6 protein-coding genes are annotated in these 12,144 nt (G+C 69.3%); 3 read left to right on the top strand and 3 right to left on the bottom strand.

Translation table 11 applies throughout. The features are described 5' to 3' along the window. Positions 1-95: 95 nt before the first annotated feature. Positions 96-1,814 carry a ShlB/FhaC/HecB family hemolysin secretion/activation protein gene (locus VB739_RS05190; RefSeq protein WP_323356045.1) on the top strand — a complete coding sequence of 573 codons (1,719 nt, stop codon included), beginning with the start codon at positions 96-98 and terminating at the stop codon, positions 1,812-1,814. Between the two features lie 17 nt (positions 1,815-1,831). On the opposite strand, the gene alaS is transcribed toward VB739_RS05190, so the two are convergent. The 3 genes from alaS to VB739_RS05175 form a co-directional block, all read right to left on the bottom strand. Beyond that, entirely contained in the window at positions 1,832-4,513 is a 2,682-nt protein-coding gene (alaS, locus tag VB739_RS05185; RefSeq protein WP_323356044.1) for an alanine--tRNA ligase, read from the bottom strand. Positions 4,514-4,578: 65 nt separating this feature from the next. After that, positions 4,579-6,474: a glutaminase A gene (glsA, locus tag VB739_RS05180; RefSeq protein ID WP_323356043.1), complete on the bottom strand. Its 1,896-nt coding sequence runs from the start codon at positions 6,472-6,474 to the stop codon at positions 4,579-4,581. A gap of 111 nt (positions 6,475-6,585) precedes the next feature. Further along, on the bottom strand, positions 6,586-8,337 hold the full coding sequence (locus tag VB739_RS05175) for an HD domain-containing phosphohydrolase (RefSeq protein ID WP_323356042.1): 1,752 nt from the start codon (positions 8,335-8,337) through the stop codon (positions 6,586-6,588). 220 nt (positions 8,338-8,557) lie between these two features. On the opposite strand from VB739_RS05175, the gene VB739_RS05170 reads away from it, so the two are divergent. Both VB739_RS05170 and VB739_RS05165 read left to right on the top strand, forming a co-directional pair. Beyond that, positions 8,558-9,034 carry a hypothetical protein gene (locus VB739_RS05170; RefSeq protein ID WP_323356041.1) on the top strand — a complete coding sequence of 159 codons (477 nt, stop codon included), beginning with the start codon at positions 8,558-8,560 and terminating at the stop codon, positions 9,032-9,034. Next, positions 9,031-12,132, top strand: a complete 3,102-nt coding sequence (locus VB739_RS05165; RefSeq protein ID WP_323356040.1) for a DEAD/DEAH box helicase — start codon at positions 9,031-9,033, stop codon at positions 12,130-12,132. The genes VB739_RS05170 and VB739_RS05165 overlap by 4 nt, the downstream gene beginning before the upstream one ends. Positions 12,133-12,144 lie beyond the last annotated feature (12 nt).

Raw genomic sequence — 12,144 nt, 5'->3', positions numbered from 1 at the left:
CATGATCCTCGCATCAGGCGCTACTCCACCTGCTTTCAACAACATTTAAGAACGCTACCAGCTTCTCTTTCTGAGCGAGAACACACCCCACCCTGATGCTGCTGCTTCTCGCCCAGTTGGTGGCTCCACCCCTGCAGGACGGCCCGGTCCGATTACCAGGTCCACCCCGCCAGCTTGAGCGACCGACCCTCGACGAACCACAACCGCCCGCCCCCGTCGACATCCGGCCCCTGGAAACACCGGAGCCCCAGCCCGACGGCAGACCGCCGGTACCCTCCACCCCTGAACCCGCTTCCCAGGCACCGTCCCCCCTGCCAGCGGGGCCTCTGCCGGAGATCCGCGGACTGACGCTTTACAGCCCGCTCCAGGTGCGCGGGATCCTGGCCGAGTGCAGCAGGGTCGCCGATCCCCAGGAGCAACTCAAGGCCTGCGCCGTCGCCCTCAGTACCCGGCTGGTCTTCGATGGGTACGTCAGCAGCCGCGTCTACGTGGTGAGCGACCCGGCCCCTGGATACCTCAATGTGGTGGAGGGGACTGTCGTTGGAATCCAGGTGTCCGGCAGCGATCCCTGGCTGAACCGTCGTGTTGCGCGGCTGCTGTACCCCCTGCGGGGTCAGATCCTGCGGTTGTCAACAGTGGAGCTGCAGTTGCAGCTCCTCAAGCGGCAGCCAGGCATCAAGAGTGTCCGGGGGACCCTGGCGCGGCTGGGCAGTGATCCCTCCGAAGGGGTGTTCCGGGTCGCGGTGGAACCGGCCCGCGAGCCGTGGCAAGGGGATCTGGCGATCCGCAACGACGGCACCGGCGGCTCAGGCGAGTTCCGGGCCGTGGCCACGCTGCTGAAACCCAGCCTGCTGCAACGAGGAGACACCCTGCTGATCTACGGCGAACTCAATGCCACCGACACCCCCGAACTGGGAGCGGCCATTGCCTCGCTGAGTTACACCTACCCCTTCAGCGACACCTTCAGCCTCACTGGTGGTTTCGGCTTCAGTCGCCGCAACCTGGTGGAGCTGCCGGCGCCGGTGGACGGGTTCTCCACCAGCCAGTACCAGGGCCTGGCGCAGTTCGAATGGGTGTTCCGCGAATCCCTCAGCCAGCGCTGGAGTCTCTTCGCCGGCTACAGCAACAGCCGCAGCAACACCTACGAACAGGGCGCCGTCCTGCCAGCCGCCGTACCCGAAAGTGTCCGCAGCCCTTCCGGCGGCTACCTGCGCTTCGGCCTCAATGGCAGTGTGGCCAGCCGCCATGCCAGCTGGAACGGCAGTGCCTACCTGCTGCAGGGCGTCACGGCAGCGACCCCGGCCATCCAGCGCCAGCAACTGGCGGAGGCGGGAATCGCCATCGGCGGGGCCACCGCCATCGGCGCCATCCTCTCCGGCTCCTGGACCGTGGCCCCCCGCTGGCAGATCAACCTGCGGACCGCCGCCCAGCTGGCCTTCGCACCACTCACCTCATCCATGCAGTTCACCCTCGGCTCCGATGTGGGGTTGCGTGGCCTCCCCGGCCAGCTCGTCAGCGGCGACAGCGGCTGGCTGGCCAGCTCCGAGGCGGTGTGGACCTTCTGGAACGGCAAGACCAGTGCCCTCCAGCTCGTGCCGTTCATCGGCGCCGGGGGCATCCGCACCAACTTCACCGGTGGCTCCTTCGGCGACACGGTGGGGGCAGGCGGGGTGCTGGTGCGCTGGCTGGCCAGCAACAACTGGACAGTGGAGCTGGGCTGGGCGCGGCCCTTCTCCACCAACGACAACTTCGGGGTCTGGAACGACTGGCTGCTTGGGCAGGGCCTTTACACCAAGGTCAACTACCGCTTCTGAGCCCCAGCCACTGAGGCTCAGACGCCGGCCAGCTGGTCGGCCAGCCGCCGGCGGGCCTCCACCAGCGCCCCGTCGAGGGCGCCGCCGTCTCGACCTCCCGCCTGGGCCAGCTGGGGACGGCCGCCACCACCGCCGCCACAGAGCTGGGCGATGCCGCCGATGAAGGCTCCCGCCTTGGCGCCGGAAGCCACCACCGCCGCGCCGAAAGCGGCCACCAGCATCACCTTGCCCAGTTCCCCAGGATCCGGCAGACCACCGAGCACCACGGCCGCCCCCTCACCGAGCTGCTGCTGCAGGCGCTGGGCCGCCTCCTGGAGGCCGGCCCCGTCCACCCCATCCAGGCGCTGCACCAGCAGCCGATGGGGGCCGAACGCTTCGGCCCGCTCCGCGAGGGCACTGGCCTTGGCCACCGCCAAAGCACCGCGCGCTGCCACCAGCTCCTTGGCGGTGGTGCGCAGCTCCTCGGCCTGGGCGGCGACCCGCTCAAGGATCTCGCCGGGCTGGGCCTTGAAGCGATCGGCCAGCTCCCGCACCACCCGGTCGCGCTCCCTCAGGTAGGGGAGCAGGGCTGGACCGGCCACCGCCTCGATGCGGCGGATCCCGGCCGCCACGCCCGTCTCGGCGATGATCCGGAACAGGCCGATCTCGGCGGTGTTGGCCACATGGGTGCCGCCGCAGAGCTCCATCGAGACCCCGGGCACATCCACCACCCGCACAACCTCGCCGTACTTCTCGCCGAACATCGCCACGGCGCCGGACGCCCGAGCCTGCTCCAGGTCCATCTCCGCCACCTCCAGGGGATGGGCCTCGGAGATCCAGCCGTTGACCAGGTCCTCGATCTGCTCCAGTTCGGCCGCCTTCAGGGCCCGGGGGCAGTGGACGTCGAAGCGCAGCCGGTCGAAGTCAACCAGGGATCCCGCCTGGGTGATGCCGTCATCGACGACTTGCTTGAGGGCCGCCTGCAGCAGGTGGGTGGCGGTGTGGTGGGCCTGGGCGCGGCGGCGGCAGGTGTGATCCACCCGGGCCTGCACCACCTGGCCCACCTCCAGACTGCCGCGCTCGATGCGGCCGCCGTGCACGAACACGCTGCGGTTGCGGCTCACCGACTCGATGGCGACGATCAGGCCGGCTTCGGTGCCCGCACCTGCGTCCCCCGCCAGCAGCACGCCCCGGTCGCCCACCTGGCCGCCGGATTCGCCATAGAACGGCGTGCTGTCCAGCACGATCTGCACCGCATCGCCGGCGCCAGCGACGGTGGCCGGTTCGCCGTTCACCACCAAAGCCAGCACACAGGCCGGCTGGTCGAGGGCCTCGTAGCCCCGGAAGTCGGTGGGCTCGAGGGCACCGGCCACCTGGTCGATCGCCCCCTGCAGGGTGAGGTCGATGCTGACAGCCGCGGCCTTGGCCCGCTGCCGCTGGCGCTCCATGGCCGCCTCGAAGCCGTCCAGATCCACTGTCAGGCCATGCTCTTCGGCGATTTCCTCGGTGAGCTCCAAGGGGAAGCCGTAGGTGTCGTAGAGCTCGAAAGCCGCCTCGCCACTGATGCGCTCCGGCCGGGCGGCGAGCACCTCGGCCAGCAGCTTCTCGCCCCGCTCCAGGGTTTCCAGGAAGCGGGCCTCCTCCCGCACCAGTTCGGCCAGGATCACCTCCCGCCGCACCAGCAACTGCGGATAGGCCGCCGCCATCAGGGCGATCGCCGCCTCCCCCATCGCCACCAGGAAGGGACGGTCGATGCCCAGCAAGCGGCCATGGCGCACCACCCGGCGCAGCAGGCGGCGCAGCACGTAGCCACGGCCGAGGTTGGAGGCGGTGACCCCATCGGCGATCAGCTGGGTGATGGCCCGGCTGTGGTCGCCGATCACCTTGAGTGACGTCTGGCCACGGGCATCGAGGACGGGGTAGTCCAGCCCCGCCAGCGCAGCGGCCGTCTCGATCAGGGGATAGATGAGGTCGGTTTCGTAGTTGTTCGGAACCTTCTGGAGGATCTGGGCCATGCGCTCGAGGCCCATGCCGGTGTCGATGCTGCGCCGGGCCAGGGGCGTGAGGGTGCCGGCCGCGTCGCGGTTGTACTGCATGAACACCAGGTTGTAGAACTCGATGAAGCGTCCGTCGTCCTCCAGGTCGATGGCGTCATCGCCCTGTTCGGGGTGGAAGTCGTAGTAGATCTCCGAGCAGGGGCCACAGGGGCCCGTGGGGCCGGAGGCCCAGAAGTTGTCGGCCTCATCCATGCGGATGATCCGCTTGGGGTCCACCCCCACGGCGTCCTGCCAGATCGCCGCCGCCTCGTCGTCGTCCCGGAAGACACTGACCACCAAGTGGGCCGGATCGAGGCCGAACACCTCGGTGATCAGCTCCCAGGCCCAGCGGATGGCCTGCTCCTTGAAATAGTCGCCGAAGGAGAAGTTCCCCAGCATCTCAAAGAAGGTGTGATGCCGGGCGGTGCGGCCCACGTTCTCGATGTCGTTGGTGCGGATGCACTTCTGGCTGCTGGTGGCCCGGGGCGCCGGCGGCGCCGCCTGGCCGAGGAACACCGGCTTGAACGGCAGCATGCCGGCGATGGTGAGCAGCACCGTCGGGTCGTCCGGCACCAGGGAGGCACTCGCCATCAACCGGTGGCCCCGCCCTTGGTAGAACGACAGGAAGGCTTCACGGATCTCGGCCCCGCGGCGAGGCCTGGGGAGGGTGGGGTCGGCAGCCATCACGGGAACGCAGGGAGAGGTCCTGGCACAGGCATGATCGCCCAGCGCCGGAGCCCGGCGGGCGCTCAGTAGTGCTCCATCAGGGTCAGCTGGACGCTCGTCTGGCTGAGCTTGGCGCCGATGTCGCAGGTGAGCGCCTTGAGCAGGGCGATCACCACGTCCGGATGGCTGGCGCTGAGGGCCTCGAAGGCGTTGCGGTGCAGCACCCAGCACTCCCCCGGCTTGGTGGCGATGATGTCGGCGGTGCGGGGGGTCTGGGCCACGAAGCCGATCTCGCCGAAACAGAGCCCGGGGCCGAAGGTGGCCAGCCGGGTCGAATGGGAGTGTCCATCGCCCGTCTTGACGTCGAGGGCGATGTCGAAGGAACCGGAGCGCACCAGGAACAGTTCGTCGCCTGGATCGCCGCGGCGGATGACGAAATCACCGGCGATGAAGGCCCGCAGGGACATCTGCTCGACCAGGATCTGCCGATGCTCTCCACAGAGCTGCTGAAGCAGCCCGTGCGCCTCGATCGCCCCCGAACCGTGACCATTGGGCCCCTCGGCCACGGTGTCGTACCACGACAGCAGCTGGTCCTCGGCGGCCTCGAGGGCCGAATCCAGATGCTCGTAGGTCGAAACCCGATCGGTGATCCTCCAGTCGGGCATGGAGACCAGGGGCAGCCGGCCGGCACGGGAGAGCAGGATCTCGACGCCCTCGTCCTCCATCGAGCAGAGCTGGCGATCCAGCAACCCTGAGGATTCCAGCGGGCACTCGGTCACGTGGGCCAGATCGAGGATGAGAATGCGCACGTCGTTGCTGAGCCGCACCAGCTCGGCCGCCAGCTGCTCGATGCCACCGAAATCGAGCACCCCCTGCACGTGGATGATGCGCACCTCATCCCGGTGGGGAGCCAGGATCTGCAGTTCGCGGTCACTGCGCCAGCGGCGTGATTTCCGCTGGGAGCCCTGGTAGGAACGGCGGATGGTGGCATCGGTGTGGGAGTACTGATTGAACAGGCTCAGTCCCACCCCCGCCGACAACTGGCGGCAGACCGCCACCCCCCGCACGCTGTTGCCGAAGTTGTCGAGGGGCGGGGAATAGGTGGCGATGCCGAGCCGCCCGGGGATCACCGCCATGACGCCACCCGCCACCCCGCTCTTGGCCGGAATGCCGACGTCATGGAGCCACTGGCCGGCGAAGTCGTACATGCCGCAGGTGCCCATCAGGGCCAGCACCCTGACGGTGATGTCGTGGGGGAGTGGCTGGCCGCCGGTGAAGGGATTGCGGCCCTGGCAGGCCAGGGTGGCGGCCATCACGGCCAGGTCGTGGCAGGTGACGGAGATGGCGCACTGGCGGAAATAGAGATCGAGGGCGGGTTCAGGGTCGGACTCGATGATGTTGAAGTTGCGCAGCAGGTGGCCGATGGCGCGGTTGCGATGGCCCGTCTGCTTCTCCGAGAGGTAGACGTCCTCGTTGATCGTCAGACGGCGGCCGGCCAGCTCCTCGAAATAATCCAGCAGCAGGTCGACGGCACCGCTGGGGTCGGCATCACAGATCTGGGCGGAGGCGGCGATCGCCCCTGCGTTGATCATGGGATTACGCGGCTTCCCCGACTCCGAATCCAGGCTGATGGCGTTGAAGGCCTCCCCTGAAGGCTCCACATCGATCTTGCTGGCCATGAAGTCAAACGACAGCAGCTTCAGGGCAAGCGCATAGATGAACGGCTTGGAGATCGACTGGATCGTGAATTCCTTTCTCGTGTCACCGATCTCGTAGATCCGCCCACCCGAGGTGGCGATGACGATGCCGAAATCATCGGGGCAGGCCTTGGCCAGCTCGGGGATGTAGTCCGCCACCCGGCCCTCCCTGACGCTGGAGAACGAGGCATAGAGCTCACCGAGCAGCTCCTGGATCACGTTGGGATGGCGATCGGGACCATGCAGCGGCAGCAGGGCGTCGTCGTGGCGATGGTCCAGCATTTCGTAGCGACAGATACCAGCAAGTAGGCGTCATTCTCGGCCTCGCGACCCACCATGCCACCGGAACCGTCCCGCTGGCTCTGCGCCCCTCTGCCAGAACCGTGCCGAGCCTCAGGGCGACGGGGGCCGGGGCTGCAGCAGAGCGTCCAGATCCACCGGATCGATCTGGTCGGCGGCCAGGAATCGCTGGGCATAGGTGAGGTAAACCCCGGATCGCAGGAAGAGATCGAACAGGTCCGCATCGATGCGGCCACGGTCCCGCAGGCCGGCCAGGATCGCCAGCGACTGGGACAGGGGCATGCCCCGCTTGTAGGGGCGATCGGCGGCGGTGAGGGCCTCGAAGATGTCGGCGATGGCCAGGATCCGGGCCGGGATCGACAGCTGCTCCGCCGTCAGTCCCCTCGGGTAACCCCGGCCGTCGAGGGTTTCATGGTGCCCCCCGGCGATCTCCGCGACGCGGTCCATCGACGGGGGAAAGGCCATGCTCTCCAGCATCACGATCGTGTGGATCATGTGCTCGCGGATCTTGTAGATCTCCTCGCCGGTGAGCGTGCCCCTGGCCACGGACAGGTTGTAGAGCTCGCCACGGTTGTAGAGCAGCTCCGGCACCGTCAGGTTGAAGCCCCAGCTGGCCTCCGGCACCTCGGCAGCGGGCCTGGGCAGCCGGTGGTGGGGGGCATCGCTGAGCAGACTCTCGGGTGCAGGCAAGGGCACCGGCGGGCCGCTGCGCCTGGCCTGCTCCTCCCAGCCCAGGCCCAGTCGGTCGTCGAAATGGCGCCACCAGCGGCGCACAGCCAGCCGCTGCAGCTGGGCGAGATCTTCGGGATCGGTGCCTTCGCTGCCCTGATTGCAGCGGGCCACGCAGGCGAAATCCCGCTGCAGCTCCTGCTCCAGCTGGGCAAAGTCCCGCTGCAGGGTTGCCGGGTCACCGCCCGCCAGCAGGCCCTCGAGCCTGGCGATGTGTCCATCCCGCAGCAGCACCTCAAAGCGGGTGCGGATCTCATGGATCCGGTTGGTCGGGGCGTCCAGCTTGGTGGCCTTCTCCACCACGGCTTCGGGGGTGACGAGCTTGCCGCAGTCGTGCAGCCAGGCCGCTGTACGGAACTCCCGCCGCTCCGCCTCCCCCTGGAAGCGGAAGGCCGCCAGCGGCCCCACCTCGATGGCTTCCGCCGCCTCCGCCAGCAGCAGCGCCAACTCCGGCACCCGGGAACAGTGCTGGCCGGTGTGGGCGCTGCGGGCATCGATCGCTCCCGCCAGCAGGGCGATCATCGAATCAATCTGCCGCTGCTGCCCTTCCAGGGCCTGGGCCCGCTCGACGCAGACGGCCGCCAGGGCCGCCAGGGCCTCGATCAACTGCTGGTCGCCGGCGTCGTAGGGACGCACGAGGGCGGCGGCCGTCTCGGGGGTGAGCATGGAGGAGGACTCCTGCTTCCTGTTGATCAACTGCATCACCCCCACCACGTCTCCGGCCATGGTTCGCAGCGGCACCACCAGCATCGACACCGCCCGGTAGCCCGTGCGGCGATCAAGGCCGGCATCAAAGTGGTAAGGACGGTCCGGGGGAATCGCATACACATCCGGCAGGTTGAGCACCTCGCCATGCAGGGCCGTCCAGCCCACAAGGCGCTCGGGTGTGATCGGGAAGCGCACATCCAGCAGCCCCGAATCGATGCCCGCCCCGCGGGCCGCCAGGGAGCTGTTCTGGAAAGCCGTGAACCAGAGCCGCTTCTCCCCCTTCTCCTGTTCCACCAGGTAGATGCTGCCCGCATCACTGAGGGTGAGATCCCTGGCGCTGGAAAGGATCTGCCGCAACAGGGCAGGAAGGCTGGCCGCACCACTGATGGCCGTCGCGATCTGGAGCATCTCCGGCAACGCGCGCCTCGCCTGGTGGGCGTCGGAGGCGTGCGGTGGCAGATGGGCGGCGCTCAAGGTGGTGGCCTGCCGGAATGGGGATCCCTACACCCATGGCCGTGAACGGAACGACGCCCGATGACCGGCCTGGGGGCGGAGAAAGGCTGCGAAAAGGGCTGTGCTGGTTGAACCGCTGGCATGGCCAGTATCACTGATTAATGTAAGCCTGCCGATGGCCAGGCATGATCGGGCCATCGCCAAGGCCTTGCCGTTGACCCAGGCGTCCGACGATTCCCGTGCCCGTCTGCGGCTGCAGTCCCTGTCGTGGGCGCTGCTGGGCGGGCTGGCCGCCGCCCTGATCGGGCTGCCGGCCGGCCTGGACAGCGGACTGCGGTCGGCGGGCTGTGGCTTCTTCTACGGCCTGCTGGCCTTCCACCTGCAGCGGGTTGATCCCGACGACGAGCACCTGGCCGCCGGCCTGGTGGGGGCCGTGTGCGGCATCCGCAGCCTGGGAGGACCCGTGCTGATCACCTCCCTGGCCCTGCCCGTTCCCGAGATCCATTCCCTGCTGCACCAGCCCCTCGCGCACGGCGCCGCTGAGGCGATTGTCGACCTGATGCGCGGCTGGTTGCCGCTCTGGCTTCCCCTGATCGGCAGCGCCCTGCTGCTGAGGGGCGCCCAACGCCTGCTGCCCGCCTTGCGGCCATGAGCCTCCTGCACGCCACCTGGCTGTTTCCGCCTGAAGGGGCCGGTGGCCGACTGCTGCTCTGGGCCGACACCTGGCGGGTCGCCGCACCGGTGGCGCCGCTGCACACCGTTCCTGACCATCCCCTGTCCCTCAGCGTCGACGATCTGGGCGCCTGGCTGGATGACCACGGCCTCTGGTCGGAGGCCTTCCGCCCGGCGGAGGCCCTGCTCACCCTGCCCAGCCGCAGCCAGGGGGCCCGCGGCCGCCGCAAGGCCGCCAGTGAGGGGCTGGCGGCCTGGAGCGGCCTGCCGCTGCAGGCGGGCGAGCCGATCCCGAAGGAGGTGCAGTGGTGGCCCTGGCGGGTGGAGGGGCTGGCCCTCGATCCCGCCGGGGCCGGCGACTGGCTCGCCGGGCTGCCCCTCTCGGGCGACGATCCCGGCCTGGCGGACGATCTGCGCTGGTGGAGCCACCTGGAGCGCTGGGCCCTGAGCCTGATCGCCCGGGGCCGCTGGCTGCCCCAGGTGGAGGAGGACCGGGCCCGCTGGTTGCCCCTGCTCAACCGGGAGGGGGATCGGCGGCGGCTGGAAGAACTGGCCATCCGCCTGCCCCAGGTGGCCACCTGCGCCATGGCGGCCGGGGTGTCGGGGGAGGGGGCCCTGGCCTGCCGCCGACCGGGCAGCGGCCGGCTGCGGGTGGCCAGCCTGCTGGAGGCCCTGCTGGATGGCCAGCTGCGCTCCGGCTTCCGCCCCCCGGCCGAGGGTCTCGATCCGCTGCTGGGCGCCTGGCAGAAAGCCCTCGGTCCCGGTCCCGGCCGGCTTGAGCTGGACGAAGAGGAACGGGAGCGGCTGGCGGTCGCCACCCACCACTGGCGCGAAGCGGTGGCCGGGCGCGTGGCGCCGGCCAGGACCTGCCTGGAGCTGTTCACCCCCGAGGAGGGCGAGGAGCTCTGGGAGTTGCGCTTCTCCCTGCAGGCCGAGGCCGATCCCAGCCTGCGGATGCCGGCCCGCACGGTCTGGAATGCGGGCGACGGCAGGCTGCAGCTGGGCGAAGTGGAGGTGGCCGAACCGGGCCAGTTGCTGCTGGAAGGCATGGGCCGGGCCCTGCAGGTGTTCGAACCGATCGGGCGGGGCCTGGATGCGGCCGCTCCCGAAACCATGCAGCTCACGCCAGCCGAGGCGTTCGTGCTGGTGCGCACCGCCGCCACCCAGCTGCGCGACGTGGGGGTGGGCGTGGTGCTGCCCGCCAGCCTCAGTGGGGGCCTGGCCAGCCGGCTGGGCCTCTCGATCGAAGCCGAGCTGCCCGAGCGCTCCCGTGGCTTCTCCCTGGGGGAAAGCCTGCAGTGGAAGTGGGAGCTGATGATCGGCGGGGTCACCCTCACCCTCAAGGACCTCGAGCGCCTGTCCGCCAAGCGCAGTCCGCTGGTGCAGCACAAGGGGGCCTGGATCGAGCTGCGCCCCAGCGATCTCAAGAACGCCGAGCGCTTCTGCGCCGCCGATCCCAACCTCAGCCTCGACGATGCCCTGCGGCTGACGGCCAGCGACGGCGACACCCTGATGCGGCTGCCGGTGCATCGCTTCACCGCCGGGCCCAGGCTGCACGCCGTGCTGGAGCAGTACCACCAGCAGAAGGCCCCGGATCCCCTGCCGGCACCGGAGGGCTTCGCCGGCCAGCTGCGGCCCTACCAGGAGCGGGGCCTGGGCTGGCTGGCCTTCCTGCACCGCTTCGACCAGGGGGCCTGCCTGGCCGACGACATGGGCCTGGGCAAGACCGTCCAGCTGCTGGCCTTCCTGCAGCACCTCAAGGTGGAGCAGGAGCTGAAGCGGCCCGTCCTGCTGGTGGCCCCCACCTCGGTGCTGACCAACTGGAAGCGGGAGGCGGCGGGCTTCACGCCGGATCTGGAGGTGCGCGAGCACTACGGCCCGCGTCGGCCATCCACCCCGGAAAAGCTGGCCAAGGCACTGGACGGGGTGGACCTGGTGCTCACCAGCTACGGACTGCTGCAGCGCGACAGCGAACTGCTGGAGAGCATCGACTGGCAGGGCATGGTGATCGACGAAGCCCAGGCGATCAAGAACCCGTCCGCCAAGCAGAGCCAGGCGGCCCGCGACCTGGCCCGCCCCGGCAAGCAGGGGCGCTTCCGCATCGCCCTCACCGGCACACCCGTGGAGAACCGGGTGAGCGAGCTGTGGGCCCTGATGGACTTCCTCAACCCCCGGGTGCTGGGAGAGGAGGGCTTCTTCCGCCAGCGCTACCGCCTGCCGATCGAGCGCTACGGCGACATGAGCTCCCTGCGGGACCTCAAGGCCCGGGTCGGGCCGTTCATCCTGCGGCGGCTCAAGACCGACCGCTCGATCATCTCCGACCTGCCGGAGAAGGTGGAATTGCGCGAGTGGGTGGGCCTGTCGGCGGAGCAGACGAAGCTCTACCGCCAGACCGTCGACGACAGCCTCGACGCCATCGCCCGCGCCCCCCTGGGCCAACGCCATGGCCAGGTGCTGGCCCTGCTCACCCGCCTCAAGCAGATCTGCAACCACCCGGCCCTGGCCCTGAAGGAGGGCCGGGTGGAGAACGGCTTCGCCAGCCGCAGCGCCAAGCTGCTGCGGCTGGAGGAGATCCTCGAGGAGGTGATCGAAGCGGGCGATCGGGCCCTGCTGTTCACCCAGTTCGCCGAATGGGGCCACCTGCTCAAGGCCTACCTGGAACAGCGCTGGCGCCAGGATGTGCCCTTCCTGCATGGCGGCAGCAGCAAGGTCGACCGCCAGGCGATGGTGGACCGCTTCCAGGAGGATCCCCGTGGTCCGCAGCTGTTCCTGCTGTCCCTCAAGGCCGGCGGCGTCGGCCTCAACCTGACCCGGGCCAGCCACGTCTTCCACATCGACCGCTGGTGGAACCCCGCCGTGGAGAACCAGGCCACCGACCGCGCCTATCGGATCGGCCAGACCAACCGGGTGCTGGTGCACAAGTTCATCACCAGCGGTTCGGTGGAGGAGAAGATCGACCGCATGATCGAGGAGAAATCCAAGCTGGCCGCCGACATCGTCGGCAGCGGCGAGGAATGGCTCGGCGGCTTCGACGTGGGCCAGCTGCGGGATCTGGTGGCCCTGGAGGACGGGCCCTGACGACCTGCCGAC

This window comes from Cyanobium gracile UHCC 0281 (genome assembly GCF_034931305.1).
Taxonomy (GTDB): Bacteria; Cyanobacteriota; Cyanobacteriia; order PCC-6307; family Cyanobiaceae; genus Cyanobium; species Cyanobium gracile_A.
Note: the sequence above shows the minus strand (reverse complement) of the source record. Positions and strands in the feature narration are given on the sequence as shown.